General features: G+C 36.8%; 21 protein-coding genes and 1 pseudogene. 15 read left to right on the forward strand and 7 right to left on the reverse strand.

Annotated features, from left to right (window positions below; genetic code table 11):
- Window positions 1-4: 4 nt before the first annotated feature.
- From H6F39_RS03010 to H6F39_RS03035, 6 genes are all read right to left on the reverse strand, one after another.
- On the reverse strand, window positions 5-523 hold the full coding sequence (locus H6F39_RS03010) for a DUF29 family protein (protein ID WP_137908359.1): 519 nt from the start codon (window positions 521-523) through the stop codon (window positions 5-7).
- 68 nt (window positions 524-591) lie between these two features.
- Complete coding sequence (locus H6F39_RS03015) at window positions 592-765, reverse strand: type II toxin-antitoxin system HicB family antitoxin (RefSeq protein WP_190396192.1); 174 nt, start codon at window positions 763-765, stop codon at window positions 592-594.
- Between the two features lie 74 nt (window positions 766-839).
- Entirely contained in the window at window positions 840-1,169 is a 330-nt protein-coding gene (locus tag H6F39_RS03020) for a helix-turn-helix domain-containing protein (RefSeq protein ID WP_190372055.1), read from the reverse strand.
- A 163-nt stretch (window positions 1,170-1,332) separates the two neighbouring features.
- Window positions 1,333-3,714 (reverse strand): phosphoketolase, encoded by a 2,382-nt coding sequence (locus H6F39_RS03025; protein ID WP_190372056.1) that lies wholly within the window; start codon window positions 3,712-3,714, stop codon window positions 1,333-1,335.
- 250 nt (window positions 3,715-3,964) lie between these two features.
- Window positions 3,965-5,116 carry a DNA polymerase III subunit beta gene (gene dnaN, locus H6F39_RS03030; protein WP_137908356.1) on the reverse strand — a complete coding sequence of 384 codons (1,152 nt, stop codon included), beginning with the start codon at window positions 5,114-5,116 and terminating at the stop codon, window positions 3,965-3,967.
- A gap of 86 nt (window positions 5,117-5,202) precedes the next feature.
- Window positions 5,203-5,964: a DUF1995 family protein gene (locus tag H6F39_RS03035; RefSeq protein ID WP_137908355.1), complete on the reverse strand. Its 762-nt coding sequence runs from the start codon at window positions 5,962-5,964 to the stop codon at window positions 5,203-5,205.
- Window positions 5,965-6,159: 195 nt separating this feature from the next.
- Here H6F39_RS03035 and H6F39_RS03040 point away from each other — a divergent pair, with 195 nt between their 5' ends.
- Window positions 6,160-7,494, forward strand: coding sequence for a DEAD/DEAH box helicase (locus H6F39_RS03040; RefSeq protein WP_190372057.1), 1,335 nt, complete (start codon window positions 6,160-6,162; stop codon window positions 7,492-7,494).
- A gap of 94 nt (window positions 7,495-7,588) precedes the next feature.
- Here H6F39_RS03040 and H6F39_RS03045 read toward each other — a convergent pair whose 3' ends face one another.
- Window positions 7,589-8,731 carry a cysteine desulfurase family protein gene (locus H6F39_RS03045; protein ID WP_190396193.1) on the reverse strand — a complete coding sequence of 381 codons (1,143 nt, stop codon included), beginning with the start codon at window positions 8,729-8,731 and terminating at the stop codon, window positions 7,589-7,591.
- Window positions 8,732-8,872: 141 nt separating this feature from the next.
- Between H6F39_RS03045 and H6F39_RS03050 the strand changes: the two genes are divergently transcribed.
- From H6F39_RS03050 to H6F39_RS03120, 14 genes and pseudogenes are all read left to right on the forward strand, one after another.
- Entirely contained in the window at window positions 8,873-10,504 is a 1,632-nt protein-coding gene (locus H6F39_RS03050) for a DUF655 domain-containing protein (RefSeq protein WP_190396194.1), read from the forward strand.
- Between the two features lie 798 nt (window positions 10,505-11,302).
- Window positions 11,303-12,538 (forward strand): glycosyltransferase family 4 protein, encoded by a 1,236-nt coding sequence (locus H6F39_RS03060; protein WP_370539360.1) that lies wholly within the window; start codon window positions 11,303-11,305, stop codon window positions 12,536-12,538.
- A 163-nt stretch (window positions 12,539-12,701) separates the two neighbouring features.
- On the forward strand, window positions 12,702-13,127 hold the full coding sequence (locus tag H6F39_RS03065) for a hypothetical protein (protein ID WP_190396196.1): 426 nt from the start codon (window positions 12,702-12,704) through the stop codon (window positions 13,125-13,127).
- Window positions 13,128-13,220: 93 nt separating this feature from the next.
- Window positions 13,221-14,057 carry an ABC transporter permease gene (locus H6F39_RS03070; RefSeq protein WP_190396197.1) on the forward strand — a complete coding sequence of 279 codons (837 nt, stop codon included), beginning with the start codon at window positions 13,221-13,223 and terminating at the stop codon, window positions 14,055-14,057.
- 62 nt (window positions 14,058-14,119) lie between these two features.
- A complete protein-coding gene (locus tag H6F39_RS03075) occupies window positions 14,120-14,266 on the forward strand; it encodes a hypothetical protein (RefSeq protein WP_190396198.1) in 147 nt (48 codons plus the stop codon).
- 2 nt (window positions 14,267-14,268) lie between these two features.
- Window positions 14,269-15,039: a Uma2 family endonuclease gene (locus H6F39_RS03080; RefSeq protein WP_137908349.1), complete on the forward strand. Its 771-nt coding sequence runs from the start codon at window positions 14,269-14,271 to the stop codon at window positions 15,037-15,039.
- Between the two features lie 21 nt (window positions 15,040-15,060).
- On the forward strand, window positions 15,061-15,699 hold the full coding sequence (locus H6F39_RS03085; protein ID WP_190372061.1) for a hypothetical protein: 639 nt from the start codon (window positions 15,061-15,063) through the stop codon (window positions 15,697-15,699).
- Between the two features lie 91 nt (window positions 15,700-15,790).
- On the forward strand, window positions 15,791-16,243 hold the full coding sequence (locus H6F39_RS03090) for a DUF29 domain-containing protein (protein ID WP_137908347.1): 453 nt from the start codon (window positions 15,791-15,793) through the stop codon (window positions 16,241-16,243).
- A 25-nt stretch (window positions 16,244-16,268) separates the two neighbouring features.
- Entirely contained in the window at window positions 16,269-16,736 is a 468-nt protein-coding gene (locus H6F39_RS03095) for a DUF29 domain-containing protein (RefSeq protein WP_137908346.1), read from the forward strand.
- A gap of 100 nt (window positions 16,737-16,836) precedes the next feature.
- On the forward strand, window positions 16,837-17,448 hold the full coding sequence (locus H6F39_RS03100) for a hypothetical protein (protein ID WP_242028600.1): 612 nt from the start codon (window positions 16,837-16,839) through the stop codon (window positions 17,446-17,448).
- Window positions 17,449-17,530: 82 nt separating this feature from the next.
- Window positions 17,531-17,744, forward strand: a pseudogene (locus H6F39_RS03105) (ATP-binding cassette domain-containing protein); the annotation flags it as partial.
- Between the two features lie 12 nt (window positions 17,745-17,756).
- Window positions 17,757-18,071 carry a DUF2281 domain-containing protein gene (locus H6F39_RS03110; RefSeq protein ID WP_190396199.1) on the forward strand — a complete coding sequence of 105 codons (315 nt, stop codon included), beginning with the start codon at window positions 17,757-17,759 and terminating at the stop codon, window positions 18,069-18,071.
- On the forward strand, window positions 18,052-18,663 hold the full coding sequence (locus tag H6F39_RS03115) for a retropepsin-like aspartic protease (RefSeq protein ID WP_137908344.1): 612 nt from the start codon (window positions 18,052-18,054) through the stop codon (window positions 18,661-18,663). Before H6F39_RS03110 ends, H6F39_RS03115 begins: the two co-directional genes overlap by 20 nt.
- A gap of 158 nt (window positions 18,664-18,821) precedes the next feature.
- A complete protein-coding gene (locus H6F39_RS03120) occupies window positions 18,822-20,078 on the forward strand; it encodes an ABC transporter ATP-binding protein (RefSeq protein WP_190396200.1) in 1,257 nt (418 codons plus the stop codon).
- Window positions 20,079-20,086: the final 8 nt, after the last annotated feature.

A 20,086-nucleotide genomic window follows, 5' to 3' on the forward strand; every position in this document is an offset into this window, starting at 1 on the left:
TTGATTACCTTTTCCCTAACTTCCAATCTTCACCACCGGGTAAATTACCTAAATAATCATCAATAATATCTGGTAATTCTCTAATTTGATAATTATAGGTAAAGTTAATTAACTCAGTTGCAGTTAATATTAGTTGTGGTTTATTTAACATTTGGGAAAGTTGCTGACGCTTGAATTTTCCACTCATGACTTCTAAACTAGCGTCAGCTATTGCTAATTCAATTTCATCCTCTAACCAACTATCCCATTCATTTTGATTGATATAATAGGATTTTTTATTTTCTTTGAGATTTATTTTTTTAATTTCTATCAATGAATTGCGAATAGAAGCAACCCAAGAATTAGTTAATCGGTCTTCTATTTTGTTTTTAATCAAATGAATTAACAAAATTCTCAAAAATGCTTGAATATTCCGTAAAATGGCTTGTTTACTCATCCCCTCTAATTCATCAACAATAGCCAAAGCATCGCTGTAACGTTGTTCTAAAATACTATTTCTGAGGTCTATTAATTCCTGTGTCATATTTGATTTACCTCAACTTGGAAATTTACTAATCTCAATAAAGAAAAATTAAGAGTTTTGTAACATTTTTAAATATTATTATGGTCAAATTCGTGATATAAGTCCAATAAATTCTCCTGGAGTTGTTCTAAGGAATTTCCTTGAGTCCAATAATCAGGAGATTCTTCTAAGTAAGCGATAAACATATCCTCGTCTTGCCAATAAATATATTTTTTTATATTTTTTTTAGTGATTGTTTCCATGATCATCTCAACCTATAACTAAAGGCTTGATCTAATTATATCAGATTTTTTCAAAAATTAAACATCAACTAGCATTAAGCAATTTTTTGATAGACAACATTAATTTTGGGTTGAGATTTATCTGGCTGTTGATTTGTTACCATTATTTCTACATTTTGACCTAATTTAATTAAATAACTTAATAAATTTTCAATTGTAAAATCTTTGAGAATACCGTTAGTTAAATTATTTATTTGTTCAAGTTCTAATCCTAAAATTTGTGCGGCTTGTTGAGGTGTGATTTGTTGTTGTTCTAAAATATCAGCAATAACAGAAGCTAATTTAACTTTGGCTAGTTTTTCTTCTGCATTAGCAAATCCTAAATCTTGAAATATGTTGCCAAAACTGATTGTATAATCTAACATAATCTTGATCTCATGATTGTCTAGTTTGTGAAATTTGGATTGCTGTTTGTAATCATAGCGGTATGCACTTGCATGATATACAGTCATAGCCCCCTCCTTGCTTGCGGGGAGGGGGTTGGGGGTGGGGTTTTTGTATCTCACTCAACCCAGAATGACTCAATTATTAATATGGCCAAGTCCAATCACGGATTTCTGGCATATCTTCACCGTGTTTCTGGATATAATGCTGATGTGAAATCAACTTATCTTGCAATTTTTGCTTAACATAAGCTGCTTGATAACCTAACTTTGGTACACGGTCAATGACATCCATAACTAAGTGGAATCTATCTAGATCATTCATGACCACCATATCAAAAGGTGTGGTTGTTGTTCCCTCTTCTTTATAACCACGGACATGAATATTTTGATGATTTGTATGCCGATAAGTGAGACGATGAATTAGCCAAGGATAACCATGAAATGCAAAGATAACTGGTTTGTCAGTTGTGAAAATTGTATCAAAGTCTTTATTACTTAAACCGTGAGGATGTTCGCTTTTTGGTTGTAGTGTCATTAAATCAACAACATTCACAACTCGCACTTTTAAATCTGGGAAATTTTGACGTAAAATATCCACTGCTGCTAAGGTTTCCAAGGTGGGAATATCCCCAGCACAAGCCATAACTACATCTGGTTCACTGTTTTGGTCATTACTAGCCCATTCCCAAATTCCTAAACCTTTAGTAGTGTGTTTAATAGCTGAATCTATATCTAAATATTGTAATGCGGGTTGTTTACCTGCTACAATGACATTGACATAGTTACGACTTTTTAAACAATGGTCGGTTACTGATAGCAAGGTGTTCGCATCTGGGGGAAGATAAACACGAATGATCTCGGATTTTTTATTAATTACATGATCAATAAAACCCGGATCTTGGTGAGAAAAACCGTTATGATCTTGCCGCCAAACATGAGAAGTGAGAAGATAATTTAAAGATGCAATTGGTCTTCTCCAGGTAATGTGACGGGTTGTTTTCAACCATTTAGCGTGTTGGTTGAACATTGAATCAATGATGTGAATAAAGGCTTCATAGCAGGAGAAGAAACCATGACGACCTGTTAACAAATATCCCTCTAACCACCCTTGACAGTTGGTTTCGCTGAGGATTTCCATAACTCGACCGTCGGGAGCTAAATGGTCATCTTCGGGGAGAGTTTCCGCATCCCAAGCGCGATTTGTCACTTCAAATAAAGGGTCTAGACGATTTGATGCCGTTTCGTCAGGACCAAAAACGCGGAAGTTACGGCTCTCGTCGTTTAGTTTCATGATGTCGCGGAGAAACTTACCAGTAACTTTTGTTGCTTCAGCGTTAATTGTTCCTGGTTTAGGTACTTCTACGGCATAGTTGGTAAAATCAGGCATTTTCAAATCACGCAGCAAAATTCCGCCATTTGCGTGGGGATTGTCTCCCATGCGACGCTGACCTTGGGGAGCTAATTCTGCGAGTTCGGGAATCAGTTGACCATTGGTATCAAATAGTTCTTCTGGTTTGTAGCTTTTGAGCCAATCTTCTAATAGTTGCAGATGTTCCGGTTTACCAGCTATATCACTAAAAGGGACTTGGTGCGATCGCCAATAACCTTCTGTTTTCTTCCCGTCTACTTCCTTGGGACCTGTCCAACCTTTAGGAGTGCGGAGGATAATCATTGGCCATTGTGGTCTTTGTTGAACCCCATGTACTCGCGCTTCTAGTTGAATACCCTGGATTTCAGGAATGATTGTATCTAACACCGCCGCCATTTGTTTGTGAACTTCCGTAGGATCTGCACCTTCGACAAAGTATGGTTTATAACCATAGCCGATAAATAGACTTTCTAACTCTGCATCAGGTATCCGTGCTAATACTGTAGGGTTGGCAATTTTATAACCATTCAAATGCAGAATTGGTAACACCGCACCATCAGTAACAGGGTTAATAAATTTGTTAGAATGCCAACTAGTAGCTAAAGGTCCAGTTTCCGCTTCTCCGTCACCCACAACCGCAGCTACAATTAAATCAGGGTTGTCAAATACTGCACCATAAGCGTGAACTAAAGCATAGCCTAATTCTCCCCCTTCGTGGATAGAACCGGGGGTTTCAGGAGCGACATGACTAGGAATACCACCAGGAAAGGAAAATTGCTTAAATAATTTTTGCATTCCTTCAGCATCTTGAGAGATATTAGGGTAATATTCGCTATATGTTCCTTCTAGGTATGTATTGGCGACAAGTCCCGGTCCACCATGTCCTGGTCCAGCGATATAAATGGCGTTGAGGTCGTATTTTTTTATAACTCGGTTCAAATGGGCATAAATCAAATTTAGTCCTGGAGTAGTTCCCCAATGTCCCAATAGTCGGGGTTTGACGTGTTCTTGTTTGAGGGTTTCTTTCAGTAAGGGATTATCAAGCAGGTATATTTGTCCAACAGAAAGGTAGTTAGCGGCACGCCAATATGCATTAATTTTGCTGATTTCTGTGTCTGTCAACGGCTGAGGTGAGGTTGTGGTTATTAATGTCATTATCAACTCCAAAAAGGTATTTGCACCGAACAGGGTTATTGTAACTATAATTGTTTCTTCAGCACAAGCTAAGTATTTTTTGGGACTAATAGACTGATAATTATCATATAATGACAATGGCACCATGGATTATTTTTAGTACCAAGGTGAAAAAAGCAATAAAATTTTTCTCGTCAAGAGTAGATATTATCAAGGGGAATTAGAAAAAAGTTAGGGAACGGATAAACATACGTTCTCTAACAAATAAAATCTAATTTCTCAGTTGTACGGGCATAGCTAAATAAGTCATTTTTAAACCACCCAAGGGAGTGAAAATAACTGGAGTTAAACTTTGATTTAGGTGCATTTGAATTTCTGAAGATGGTAGTTCTTTCAAGCCTTCCATGAGATATTTAACATTAAAAGCAATGTCTATATTTTCTCCCGAAATTTGCGCCGGTATTGATTCTGTTCCACTACCTACATCTTGCGCTTCACAAGATAAAGTAATTTCTTGATTAGCATTATCAATGCTAACTTTGACAATATTATTTTTCTGGTCTGCTAACACAGCAATTCGTTCTAAAGTGCTGATAAATTGCTTTCTTTCTAATGTTACTTGTCGTTCAAATTGTCGGGGGATTAATTGCCGATAAGCGGGGTATTGTCCTTCTAATGTCCGGCTTGTTAAACGTTGAAATGCCCAAGCAAATACAACTTGACCGTGATCAAGATATACATCTACTGTTTCTTCAGATGCGGAATTATGCCCTAACATCCTTTGTAGTTCCCGTAATGCTTTCGCTGGTACTGTCACTTCTACTTGTTCGCTACCCTCAACAGAACGCTCATTTGTGGTTTCTAGGACTGCTAAACGGTGTCCATCGGTAGCCGCAAATTCTAATGTATCCTGTTTTAATGTTAAATGTACACCTGTGAGAACTTGCTTAGTTTCATCTGAACTAGTAGCAAATAAAGAACCTTTTAAGCCTTCAATAAGTGCCGCAGTGGTAAGGGTAATTGCTTCAGCGTTTTCAATTACGGGTAATTCGGGAAATTCTTCCGCACCCATAGCCCGCACTTGATAACGTCCACTTCTGGGTTTTAGTGTTACAAGTATACCTTCTCCACTGCTGTCCCCTGATTGATCATCAAGGGTGATTTCCCCTTCTGGTAAACGAGAGGTGATATCTACAAGTAGTTTGGCCGGGAGAGCAATTTCCCCACTTTCTAATACCTCAGCACTAAAACTAGTACGAATACCTAAACTCAAATCAAAGGCTGTTAAACTAACTTGATTAGTTTGGGCATCGGCCTGTAATAATATATTAGCAAGTACCGGGTGGGTTGGTCGAGATGGAACTGCACGGCTGACAAGGGAAAGATTACTACTGAGATCACTTTGGGAACAAATTAATTTCATCTTTAAATTCAATAATGGAGGAATTGGTTGTTGTAATTGGTAATGGGTAATTAGGTATTCACCAATTTTCCCATCACTACGTGATTCTAATTGCTTAAAGCTTTAATGAACCGCTGTAAACTCTTAAATAGACTGGGTTTTTTAGTAGGTGTCCCGTCGCTGGTGTTTTCCTTTTGTCCCCCCATAAGAATCGCGTCTAATTCGTCACCAGATGGTTTTTTAGGGAGTTCCGCAACTTTTTGATATTCTCCCTCTGTTTCTAACCATACTTCCCATTGTCCAGGATAGCAACGAAATAGGGCAGATTGATCATCTACAGCACGGATATAGTAAGAAGATTCAATGGTACTAATAAAGCGACGACGGGTTTCCCTGGCTGTGTAACCAATACCGACGATACTAGAATCTTCCAACCGGGGAGTTAACATAATTACGGGGCGTTCCCCTATAATTTCACACAGCTTTTCTAATTGTGGTACTTCTACCGATGTTGGGGCAATAAACAGGAAAATTTCATCTTCTGGCTGAATTTTCGCTGCTAAGGAAGCAGCCCTACCTGTACCGATATCTAAAATTTTCTCGCGTACAAGATTAATGCCTAAGTTAGACTCTGCTGATGTCCAGTCACGACGAGCTAAAGCAGCCGCACCCGCGTCAGCAAAGAAGACTTTTAGACCGGATTCATATTCAGTAAATAAAGGGAGAAACTGTTCTGCAACTGTCATGAATTTGAGTTCTGGAAATAATAACTCAACTTGAATCCGCATTATACCATCAGCTACAGCTGATTTTACCGCTTCACAGGACTGAGCGATCGCATCTTCTAGGGTTTTAGGTAGTTCAGCCATAGTTTACAAAGTCTTACAAAGTCGCTGGGTGAATATTTAATTCTCTCACTATAGTTATTGAATTCTGCTATCATAGGGGATTATGGCATTTGCCCCTAGTCTTGGTGCTTGCTGCCCATTGAGTATTTTAAACCATTCGTCCGCCTAAGACTGAAGCCGTGACCGGCGACAGGCCGATGTTATTTCTGGAGTTATATGTCTTTTTCTGATCTCGGCTTGTCCCCTGAAATTGTCCGTGCTGTCACTGAGCGAGGATATAATCAGCCTACACCAATTCAAAAACAGGCTATCCCTGTAGTATTATCCGGTGGTGATATTTTAGCTGGAGCGCAAACGGGTACTGGTAAAACCGCCAGCTTTACTCTACCGCTGCTACATAAGTTATCTACTCACAAGGTTCAAAACAATACTAACGGATTTTCAACAATTCGGGCATTAATTCTTACCCCTACGCGAGAACTTGCAGCACAAGTACAAGAAAGCGTCCGCGACTATGGTAAATACTTAAATCTCAATTCCATGGTCATGTTTGGGGGAGTCAGTATTGGTCCCCAAAAACAGAAATTGAGAACCCGTGTAGATATTTTAGTATCAACCCCCGGACGACTACTAGATCATGTTCAACAGGGAACTGTGAATTTATCTCGTGTGGAAGTGTTGGTATTAGATGAAGCGGACCGAATGCTAGATATGGGTTTTATTAATGATATCCGGCGCATTCTCTCGCTTTTACCCAAACAGCGGCAAAATTTGTTATTTTTTGCCACATTCTCTGATAAAATTAAAACTCTCGCAGCGGGGTTACTAAATAACCCGACAATGATTGAAGTAGCACGTCGGAATGTCACCGCAGCCACAGTATCACAGAAAGTTTATCATGTAGACCGGGAGCGGAAACGACAATTACTTTCCCATTTAATTCGAGAAAATAAATGGTATCAGGTATTAGTGTTTAGCCGCACTAAATATGGTGCTGATAGGTTAGTGAAGCAGTTGGGTGAAGACCGCATTCAAGCACTGGCTATTCACGGTAATAAGAGTCAAGGAGCGCGAACCCACGCCCTAGGTAAGTTCAAAGCAGGGACATTACAGGTATTAGTAGCAACGGATATTGCCGCCCGTGGTCTTGATATTAGCGAATTACCTTATGTCATTAACTATGATTTACCGAATGTACCAGAAGATTATGTACATCGCATTGGAAGGACTGGACGCGCTGGAGCAGAAGGTGAAGCGATTTCCCTCGTCTGTGTTGATGAACATCATTTATTAGCGGATATTGAGGAACTAATTCAGCAGCGTTTACCGAAAGAAGTCGTCGCTGGTTTTGCTGTCAACCCGGAAATTAAAGCTGAACCCATTCCTAACGGACGTAAAGCCCCTGCTGGTGGTACTTCGCGCAGTCCTCGTTCTGTTTCCCAAAAATCCCCTCAACAGCCTTCGTCACGGACAACAGCAGGAGGTAAAAAGTCTGGTTCTGGTTCTGGTTCTGGTTCTTCAGCACCGCGTCGTTCTGGTAAGGGTAGGTAATAACTGACTTGACTGCATTGCTGAATATTATGAATGTATATCACGCAAAGAATAACATTTTGAGCAATAGAGTTTTGACTTTTCCTGGTTATTCTTAATTCAACCTCTGTAAAACCTGTTTTAAAACCATTGCTGTCCAGTCAATATCCGCTGCTGTTGTTTGTTTTCCTAAAGTTAATCTAATTCCTCCCAAAGCCGCTTTTTCAGAATATCCCATTGCTAATAAAATCGGACTGGGGCTTAATTTTCCGCTATGACAAGCAGCACCAGCACTAATACCAATACCTGCTAAATTTAACTGACGTACCAAAGTTTTTCCGCTGATTTTTTCCCCGTCCGCAGTTGCTAAATAAAAACTAAGATGGTGGGGTAATCGGTTAGTTCTGTCTCCTGTGGGTATTAAACTGGGAATATCTGCTAAAATAGCAAATAAGCGATCGCGTAATTCCATTAATCTCACCCTTTCCGTCTCTAATTCCCGTGCTGCTAACTCCGCAGCTACCCCAAACCCAGCAATAGCTGGGGTTGCTTGCGTCCCTGAACGCAGTCCGGCCTCCTGTCCACCCCCAACCAACAACGGTTTTAATTTCACCCCCGGACGTACATATAAAGCCCCTGCTCCCAAACAACCATATAATTTATGACTAGATATACTTAGTAAATCTATTGGTAAATCCTGTACATCTATCGGTAAACGTCCAGCAACTTGCACCGCGTCAGTGTGAAATAAAGCACCGTGTATTTCAGTTATTTTACTTAATTCAGCAATAGGTTGGACTGTTCCTACCTCACTTTGTCCATAAATCACAGATACCAATACTGTATTATCTCGCAATACTGCTTTTAGCTCTTCGGGGTTGACTCTTCCTTGATGATTTACACCCAAACGGGTAATTTCCCAACCCCAATTTTCTAAGATTTTCGCCGGTTCAGAAATAGCCGAATGTTCTACACTGGAAATAATTATATGCTGGGGAACATGATAACACCCCGCCACCCCCATCATCGCTAAATTGTCCGCTTCCGTTCCCCCAGAAGTAAAAATAATCCCTTGAGGAACAGCGTTAATTAACCCCGCAACTTGCATTCTCGCTGTTTCTAAAACCAAGGCGCCACGGTTGCCCCATTCATGTAAACTAGAAGGATTACCCCACTGTTGAGTTAAGATTGTCTGGATCATAGCGATCGCTTCTGGACGAGTGGGAGTAGTTGCACTATAGTCTAGATATACTTGCATAAAAATTAATCATTGAGTGGGAGTAATAATTTACTCATTGTCTTTTTTAGGTAAAAGTTTCGCACCAAGTCGCCAATTGTGATTTAATTATTATATTAAAATCGTATTCAAATCCCTGTAATTTACTTTAATTAGATTGCTGTGTCTATTTTCCCACAAATCCGCTATTTTTCCTGTATATTTTTGTTGCTATTCACCCTGACTATTTGTGAACGAGTTAAATCAGGAAATCAGCTTTTAGCACCATTACCACAAGATCCTTTAATTCAAGTTTACTTCAATAATTCTCAATCCTCCGAATATCGGGAAATCTATCGTCAAAAAACTCGCTTAGGGGACGATTTAGAAAAGCAAATTGTGGATACTATTTCTCAAGCTAAATCTACTATTGATATAGCTGTACAACAGTTGCGTTTACCAAAAGTTGCCCAGATATTAGCACAAAAACAAAAAGACGGCGTAAAAATTAGGTTGATTTTAGAAAGTAATTATTCTCGTCCTTGGAGTAGTTTCACTTCCGCAGAAATAGCCAAATTAGGAAAAAGAGAAAAAGAACAATATCAAGATTTTCAGAAATTTGTTGATCTCAATCAAGATCATCAAATCACATCAGAAGAAATTAGTCAACGAGATGCTTTAGTAATTATTAAAAATGCCCAAATTCCTGCAATAGATGATACTGCGGATGGTTCAAAAGGTAGTAATTTAATGCACCATAAATTTGTGGTTGTTGATCATCGTTTTGTGATTATTACTTCTGCAAATTTTACCCTGAGTGATACCTCTGGAGATTTTACAAATCCTAGTAGTTTAGGAAATAATAATAATTTACTCAAAATTGATAGTCCTGAATTAGCAACTTTACTCACCCAGGAGTTTAATATTATGTGGGGTGACGGTATAGGAGGAAAACTAGATAGTAAATTCGGACTTCAAAAACCTCCCCGTCAACCCAAAACAATCATCGTAGGTAATAGCAAAATCACAGTTAATTTTTCCCCAATTTCTCCCACTCAACCCTGGAATATTAGCAGTAATGGTTTAATTAATCAAACTTTATCCGCAAGTAGAAAAACCATTGATTTAGCATTATTCGTATTTTCTGATCAACAACTTGCTAATACCCTCGAAAACCTGCATGATCAAAAAGTCCAAATTCGGGCTTTAATTGAACCAGAATTTGCTTATCGTCCCTACAGTGAAGCTTTAGATATGATGGGATTTTCTTTAAGTGATAACTGTCAAGATGAAGTAGATAATCATCCTTGGAAAAATCCGATTTCTACCGTGGGAGTTCCCATTTTACCCCAAGGTGATTTATTACATCATAAATTTGCAGTTATTGACCATCAAACTGTAATTACAGGTTCACATAATTGGTCTGAAGCTGCTAATCATGGCAATGATGAAATATTAATTGTCATTGAAAATCCTACGGTAGCAAATCATTTTCAGCGCGAATTTAATCGGCTCTATGGTAAAATAAAAACAGGTTTACCAGCAAATATCCAATCTAAAATAGACGCAGAAGTTAAACAATGTCCCCAAATACAAAAACCATCATCTTCGACAATTTCCACTCCGACTAAAATTAACCTCAATACCGCAACTCAAGCAGAATTAGAAACTCTTCCCGGAGTTGGTAAAAAGTTAGCCCAAAAAATAATTATAGCCCGACAACAACAAAAATTTACTTCTTTCAAAGATGTTGGCAAAATACCAGGAATTAGTGATAAAACCTTAGCCAAATGGGAGGGAATCATCATTTGGTAAATATTTTTTTAACAAATCGCAGACAATAAAGAGGTCGGAGAAAAGCGGATTTTTATCTCTTATTTATTACGGGGTTTATTTTGTCTTAAAAGGTAGTACATTATACTGAATAATCAAAGTATCCAAAAAATATTAACTTTTTTTAAGTTAACTTGCATTGTTTTCGTGATAGTGTTAGGTGTATACATAAGGTTAATTAACGTAATTTACAATCACCTATGTAAAAATAAAAATCAGCTCGAATAAAGCAAATATACAGTTTATATCAGCAAAAACCAAGCGGTGATAGGGATAGAAGATTTGAATGTATCTGGAATATTAACAAATGGTAAGTTAGCTAAAGCTATAGCTGATATGGGTTTTTATGAGTTCCGTCGGCTGTTAGCTTTTTTGTATCGGAGTTCGGGAACAAAAACGTAAAATAAGCTTCAAGCTTCAAGTACCTTTACAGAACTTTGGTTAACGGTAGAATAAAAAAGTTAAACCCTATAACCTTTTTTACTGTAAGTTTTTTGACTGTAAATTTTGTAGGAGTTTGGGTGTAGTTTTTAAATAAAAGCAGTGTTGTATATGCCAAAAACTTTGACAAAGATTCTCAATTTAACAATCACTAGACCGGGAAAATATTTATGTGTATAAATAATATAGTTATGTTATAGTTATGTGTATCATCAGGTTTTATATGGTAAAGTGTTTATGGTAGCAAATAACTTAATCAGTAAGATGCCATTAAGATCTTCCTTTAATAGATTGAATCAAGTTCATGGGTCTCAATTATCTGAATTGGGGAGTAATTGGATGAGTGTATCTGTGATCACAGAGTTTTTCCCGCCCGACTATGCGGCCACAGGACAGTTGATTGAGGAATTAGTGAATGAGCTAGAGAAACAAGGAGTAACCATTAGAGTATTCACAGGACAACCGGGGTACGCGTTTACTACATCTGAAGCACCAGCATCAGAACAAAGAGGTAATGTTCTCGTGCGTAGATCCCGGTCTACCCAGATGTGGAGTGGCAGAATTCGTGGTAAAGCTGTGGGAGGAGTTTTATTTACACTGCGGGCTTTTCTGCATATTCTCAGGAACTCCCACAAATCAGATGTTTTCTTATTAACTTCAGCACCTCCATTCTTACCAGTAGCAGGATATTTTAGTCATTTATTATGGAAATTTCCTTATGTATGTTTAATTTATGACCTATATCCAGATATTGCGATCGCTCTGAGAGTGGTTGCCAAAAATCACTGGTTAGTAAAATTTTGGCGAGCAATCAACCGCAAGGTTTGGCAAAGTTCTCAAGGCATTATTGTCCTAAGTCCTGCTATGAAAGAGCGAGTGATAGCCATCTGTCCAGAAGTAGCTGACAAAGTTTCGGTGATTCACAGTTGGGGAGATCCCAAACTCATTGTCCCCATAGCCAAAGAAAACAACTGGTTTGCCAAAAAACATAATTTAGTCAACAAATTTACAGTTCTTTATTCTGGTAATATGGGCAGGTGTCATGATCTAGACACCATTTTAGCAACTGCTCAACAACTGCAAAACCAGCCTATTCAGTTTGTTTGTATAGGTGGTGGCCCCAAAAGGGAAAGCTTTATTCAAGACGTAGCTCGTTTAGGACTAAAAAACTTTCTCTTTCTCCCCTATCAAGAAAAGAGCGTATTACCATATTCCCTGACAGCTTGTGACTTGTCATTAGTCAGTGTAGAAGAGGGTTTAGAAAGTTTAGTTGCTCCCAGCAAACTCTACCCAGCTTTAGCAGCCGGAAGACCCATAGCAGTTGTTTGTCCAAAAACTTGCTACTTGCCAGAGCTAATAGCAGATGGTAAATTTGGTATTGCCATTGAGAACGGAGATAGTAATGCTTTATCTGAATTTATTCTCCAATTAAGTAGCCATCCCCAAATTGCAGAAAAAATGGGTCAGTCCGCCCGCGAATATTTGCAATCAAATTTTACGCCAGAAATTATAGCCAAACAATACATCAACGTGCTAAACTATTCTAGGGATGGAAATTGCTCCCACAGCAATTAACCTGATTTTCCAAGAGTATATATAACTACAATCTAACCGCTCTAAAAAAATTAAATATCTGAGACTAGAATCAGGAGTTGGGCTTCGATGGTCATGTTGATCTCAGTCCCTCCCATGCAACCTTCTTGCGATCTATTTTTTAGTTACTGATCAGGGGGCCAAAGTGCAGAAAAGGTGTGACAAAAATCGGAAGCGTTCTCAACGGAGAGCTATTCGTTGTCCTATACATAATTGTTATATAGATAGTGTTAGCCAAAAATACGGGCTATTTGCCGAAAAACCCGGACAACTACAGGCGCGGGGTATAGCCCGACGAGAAGCGATGATTTTAGTGGCGGCTAAAACCACAGTTTCCTTAGAAGGTGAGTGGTTAGAGGCTTTCTGGTGTCAAGAGTGCCAGGAAACAAGATGGTATCATGTACACAAACTTAAATCCAAATATGAGTTATGTCTTGCTTCAGCGGAAATGTGGCAACAAGCCACAGGTGTGATTGATCCCCATCGTAATCCCTCCGTGGGAGAGTTTACCTACAGGCAATCCCGCACACTTAATGGTAACAGTGTGAAAGATTTTTCAAATATGAATTGATATGAAAAAAGCACTCATTTGTGGAGGATCTGGACAAGATGGAGCTTATCTGGCTCAAGTGATGGTAAAAGCGAGGTTAGCTAAGTCAAAATCATGAAACAAACAACTTCTCAGCCAGAACTAATCATAGAAGCAGGGCGCACAGAAAAGCAATATTGGCAAGACTTATGGCGATATAGGGAATTATTTTATTTCCTAGCTTGGCGAGATATATTAGTTAGATATAAACAAACAGCCATTGGTATTGCATGGGCATTAATTCGTCCTTTTTTGACAATGGTAGTATTTACAGTAGTATTTGGACAATTGGCAAAATTACCCTCAGAAGGTGCGCCCTATCCAATTCTTGTATTTTCTGCTATGTTACCTTGGCAATTCTTTTCCAACTCACTCTCAGAGTGTAGTAATAGTTTAATTACAAATTCTAACTTACTATCTAAAGTCTATTTTCCTAGATTAGTAGTTCCTACAAGTGCGGTAGTAGTGAGCTTTGTAGACTTTATGATTTCTGGAATGATTTTATTGGCTTTAATGGCATGGTATAACTTTGTTCCTAGTTGGCGGATTTTAACTTTACCATTGTTTATTGCTGTTGCCTTTGCTGCTTCCATGGGGGCAGGTTTGTGGTTAGCTTCCTTAAATGTCCAATATCGAGATTTTCGGTTTATTGTGCCATTTATTGTCCAATTTGGTTTATATATTTCACCAGTAGGATTTAGTAGTAGCATTGTTCCTGAGCATTGGCGGTTTATATATTCCTTGAATCCAATGGTAGGAGTAATTGATGGTTTCCGCTGGGCAATTTTGGGTGGGAACTCCCAGTTGTATTTGCCAGGTTTTATTCTCTCCATGGGATTAGTGTTTTTATTATTAGTAAGTGGGATTTGGTATTTCCGCAAGATGGAACGGACATTCGCCGATGTGATTTAAGATCAAATTCTCAAGTAGATAGATATACTATTCAAATCAAAAAATATAACCTGAAAGATTTTATGATTGGAGATCATATTTGTTATTATTCTGATTTAACAAAAATGCGTGATCATTATCCTCACTGGGATATGACAATTTCCTTAGAAGAGACAATTAAGCAGATAGTTGAATCTTGGCAACAGCGATTAAATACAGGAGATAATTAACAATGTATCAAAGTGATGTGTATAGCAAACCTAGCTATGAGCCATTACCTCCTCAACAAACACTGCCAACGATGTATGATTTACCTAGCGAAGATCCAGAGGAGCCAGGGTTGCCAGACGAATTTCACCTTTTACAACCAGAATTATTGCGTAGTACCTTTCGTCCACCTTCTTATGCAGAAGATAATGTATTTACAGCCAGCGACCTAAACTTATACTATGATATTAAGCATACACAATGGTATAAAAGACCAGATTGGTTTGCAGTATTAGGAGTATCTCGTTTTTCTGAACAAACAGAACTGAGATTAAGTTATGTTACCTGGTGTGAAGGAACATATCCCTTTGTAGTAGTAGAACTAATATCACCAGGAACAGAAAACGAAGACTTAGGTAAAAACTTAGGTAAAAACTTACGGGAAATTAATCAACCTCCCAATAAATGGACAGTATATGAGCAAATTCTGAGAATCCCCTATTATTTTGTCTACAACCGCTATACCAACGAGTTCCACTGCTTTGGGTTAGTAATGAACCGTTATCAACCGCTATCTATTAATGGACTAGGGGTATGGTTAGAAGAAGCAGAATTAGGTCTAGGATTATGGGAAGGAGAATATCAAGGATTAACCAGACAGTGGTTACGTTGGTATGATCAAGATAATAACTGGTTGCCTACACCAGAAGAAAGAGAAAAACAACGGGCAGATTTAGCTGAAGCAGAATTAGCTAAACTAAGACAGTTAATAGCAGAACAAGGAATTAATTTATAAGCAAAATTAAGGTTATAAGAAATGGCTTATAGTGACTTTACTCTAGAAAGAATCACTAAAATCTTTGGCATTAATATTGAAGAAAGAACAAATGTTTTCCCTGCTTTCGACGAGTTAACAGTTGATGCTTTTTTTATCAAATACTTACAAAATAATATTCCCTTAGCTCAAGCAATTAGTACAGAAAAAGCCAAATCAGAAATGATTATTGCACCTGTTTTAATTGAAGTAAGAAGATTATTAGATAATAAAATTAGTTTATTCTCAGGAATTGATTTTAATGTTAATATTGAGCAAGGTTTAAATGGATTTTGCGATTTCTTAATCGGTCTATCATCTCAACAGTTATATGTAACATCTCCTGTGATTGCTTTGGTGGAGGCAAAAAATGATAATCTTAAACAAGGATTCGCTCAATGTATTGCTGAAATGATTGCTGCTGCTCAATTAAATCAATCGGAGGGAAATAATATTGAAAATATTTATGGTTGTGTTACGAATGGTAATCAATGGGTATTCTTACAATTAACTGGTAATCTAGTGATAGTTGATTTAGATGAGTATTATATCAATCAACCAGAAAAAATTATTAGTGTATTTGTGAGTCTAATTAAGTCAGAGTTAGAGTTGAATCTCAAACAAATCAGTAGAATTAGCTAAAATAGTTACTAGCAGAACAAGAAATTAATTTATAGAGATTCCTGTTAACGATCAATATTTAAATTGTAGCTGATGTAGCTGAGTAAGTAAAATGCAACCCACACAAGCAAATTACCAGATTTATGAACAAGATTATCCTGAATGGTTAGGGATTACCCTTAACCAACTACAAAATCGGGATTTAGAAAATATTGACTGGGAACATTTAATTGAGGAAATTGCTGCATTGGGAAACGAACAAAGGCTTAAAGTAGAAAGTTATTTATTGAGACTTTTAATTCATCTACTATTGTATAATTATTGGAGTTCAGAAAAACATTGGTCAGGGAGAGGTTGGGAAAAAGAAATTGATAACTTTAGGCTGGAATTAGATTTATTATTGGAGTCTAAAGTTCTTTATAACCATTGTACAAAAATCCTAGACAAGATATACATCAAAGCTAGAAACAATGCCATTCGTAAATCTGAACTATCTCCAGAAATATTCCCTGAAAATTGTCCTTATTCCTTAACAGAAATTCTCAATCCTGAATGGTTGCCATGATCACAAGTAATCTAAATAATCAATTATGTTAGATTCTCAACAAGAGTTAAATACCTTATACCATCAAGATTTATATCAATGGATAGAAACTACTATTCATAAAATTCAGCATCAGAATTTAGACCAATTAGATTGGGAAAACTTAATCCTAGAGTTAGAAGATTTGGGCAACTCTCAAAAGTATGAATTAGAAAGCCGATTGCTAGTATTATTTGAGCATTTATTAAAATTAGCATATTGGCAAGAAGAAAGAGAATATAATAGTCGCGGATGGAAGGGTACAATTATAGAACAACGAAAACAAATTCAGAAACTTTTAAAAAGAAATCCTAGTCTTAAACCTTTCTGGTTAGAGATATTTTCAGAAACATATCTAGATGCTAGAGACATTACTATAGTCAAAACTGGATTGGATGCTGAGGTTTTTCCTAGAGAAGTATTTTGTACTCCTGAGCAAGCTATAGATGAAAATTGGCAACCAAATATCGTATAATTATACTGATGTATGTGTAGTTGGTAAAACCAGGGTAAATGCTTGTATCAAGCAATTCTATAATCTAAGAAAACAATGATAATTAAATTATCAGCAAAAAATGATGATACCTAAAATCAAAATCTTACAAGAGGATCAATCTTATACTTTTAGTTCCTACTTTGATTTACCCTATGAAACCGATGATATTTTAAGAGAATTTGATTATTCATTGATTAAAACAGAGTTATCTTTACCACAAACAGATCAACCTATAGATGAACTGTTACTCGTCAAAGAAAAGATGAGAAAAATTTTACCTTTGATTAGTTTAAGTAGTGAAACTGCTAGACGAGAAACTTTAGTAGCTCCCATTTTAATAGAAATTATTGCTATCTGTAACTGTCAGCTAAAAATTGAATATCCGTTAAGAGTGAGCGATCGCTTAAAAGGAAGTTTAGATTATTTATTACAGTCTAGACATGATTTATTAGTGATTGAAGCAAAAAAAGATGATTTAACAAAAGGTTTTACTCAACTCGCAGTAGAATTAATTGCTTTATCTCAAGTTACGGAGCAAAATATATTTTATGGTGCTGTAACTATTGGTACTTTGTGGCAATTTGGTAAATTAGATCAAATTGAAAAAACTATCTATCAAGATCTAAACCTTTTTAAAATTCCTGATGACTTGCTGGATTTAGGTAAAGTTTTATTAGGTATTTTAGCATAATAACATTATGGATAAATTTATCATCATTTATCCTAATATGAGAATCTATAACTCATCGAGTTAATATTTTTCAAATTGATAGTTAAAGGATGTGTCATTGGATATTAAACAAGGGGATAGAATAGGAATTATTGGCCGTAATAGCGCAGGGAAATCTAATTTTAAAAAAAATTAAGTTGCATTGCATGACAGAACCAACCTGTGGTAAAATATTTATAAAAGGTCGAGTTGCTAGTTTATTGAAGGTAAGAATATGTCTTGATTCTGAATTGACCGTTAGAGATAACATTGAACTAAAATAATTTAGGATGGTAGTTCTGTTTACACAAACAGAAGAAATTACTGAAAATATAATTCAAAAAATCCAAAATTTACCCCTAAAAAATCAACAACAAATATTGGATTACATTGAATTTATTGCCAACAAATATCAACCAGAAAAAGTTAATCTAACTCAAAAAAACCAAAAACGAATTGCTGGACTTCAAGGAGGAAAAATTTGGATGAGTGATGATTTTAACAAACCTTTAGCTGATGAAATTTGGGCATCAGATACAGTTATTCATGAATTTCAATTGTCTCCTGACTTTCCTATAGCTAAATATGAACGAAAAATACAATAGTGCCAAAGAATGGCGTAAAGCAAATTACCGAAAACTAAAACAATATCGTGGAGAATGGATTATTTACACTAAGGATGGTGTAATAGCTCATCACCAAGATTATAGAATCATGACACAGCAAATTGACCTTCAGAACTTAAAATCTTCTGACTACATCACTGAACGGATCTACGAGAACGAATTTGTTGAGCCAGTGAAGTTTTTCCCAGTGCGTTTTAGAACAGTCAAAAAACATGATTGGCAGCCAAAATACGAAGTCTGTCTAACTTTTCAAAATTCTAAACTCCTGGAAATGCTTGTAGATTCTGGTTCGGATATTAGCCTAATTACATTTTATTTAGGCACAGACTTAGGATATGCCCTCTCTCAAGGAGAAGTTCTGAGTAATGGAGAAGGAGTAGGGGGGAGTGTACAATATGTACTCCGACAAGTTGAAATGCAGATTGATGATTATACCTTTTCTGCGCCTGTGGCCTGGTTACAAAATGAGGATTGCCAGGAAGTTTTATTAGGTAGGGAAGTTGTGTTTGATTTATTTGATATTGAATTTAAACAAGCTGAGGAGAAAATCCTATTCAAATATAGGGGATAACTACTGGCAACTTATAAAATAAGTGTGTTATAAGTGAGCTAATAATATACTATAGGTGGGTAATTTGGCTACTTCTATAATTAAATGCTAAATTTAGCTTAATCTTGAGATATATAAGCCGTCAAATCAATAATTTTCAAATTGATAAATTAATACTTATGTCTGATACAGTTATTCGCGTTGAAAATCTAGGCAAAAAATATATTATTGGACATCAGCAGCAGGAACGTTATACTTCTTTGCGAGATGTGATTACTAATAAAGTTAAGTCTATTGGTAGTTTAATCAATCCTCAAGCTAAGAATGAAAATCCTGCTTTTGAGGAGTTTTGGGCTTTAAAGGATGTTTCATTTGATATTAAACAAGGTGATAGAGTTGGGATTATTGGGCGTAATGGGGCGGGAAAATCAACACTATTGAAGATTTTAAGCCGAATTACAGAACCGACAAAAGGGAGTATTAAAATTAAGGGTAGGGTTGCCAGTTTATTGGAAGTAGGAACAGGTTTTCATCCAGAGTTGACAGGGAGAGAGAATATATTTCTCAATGGTGCTATTCTGGGTATGGGTAAGGAGGAGATTAAACGGAAGTTTGATGAGATTGTGGCGTTTGCTGAGGTGGAGAAGTTTCTGGATACGCCAGTGAAGCGGTATTCTTCGGGGATGTATGTGCGGTTGGCGTTTGCGGTGGCGGCGCATTTAGAACCGGAGATTTTGATTGTGGATGAAGTTTTGGCGGTGGGGGATGCACAGTTTCAGAAGAAGTGTTTGGGCAAAATGGAGGATGTGGGGAAGGAAGGAAGAACGGTTATATTTGTTAGCCATCAGATGGCTACTGTTACCACACTATGTCAACGTGCAATATGGTTAATAAATGGTAAAGTACATCAAGAAGGAAATGCTGATTGGATAACTAGTAAATATTTAATTCATGGTTCTGAATTATCAGGAGATGTAACTATAGAAACTCATAATCAAGATCCCCGTTTTCACTTTAAGCGAATTACATTGTTAAACTTAGACGATAAATGTACTTCTGTATTTGATGTTAAAGAACCAATTAAAATTCGTTTAGAGTATTTTGTATTTAAATTTGTTAAGGGATTAGAGTTAACTATTAGAATTTACAACTCTGGAGGTATACCAATTTTTAGTGTAAATCGCTCTTCATCGTTAGAGGGTGAAATTAAAGAAGGTTCTTATATGGCTGAAATTTGCTTACCAGCTAAATTTCTTGTGTCTGATACTTATGCAATTGATGTGGGCGCACATATTCCTAAAGCTGAGGTTTTATCACATTATCAATCTTTAATTAGTTTTGAAATAGAAGAAACAGGAAGCGATATGGCCTTGTATAAGGGTGCAGGAGTTGTGATGGTAGATTTAAATTGGCTGGAAAAGCAGCCTGTCCATTAGATATACTA

It is taken from the genome of Dolichospermum sp. FACHB-1250 (assembly GCF_014696335.1).
GTDB classification, from domain to species: Bacteria; Cyanobacteriota; Cyanobacteriia; order Cyanobacteriales; family Nostocaceae; genus Dolichospermum; species Dolichospermum planctonicum.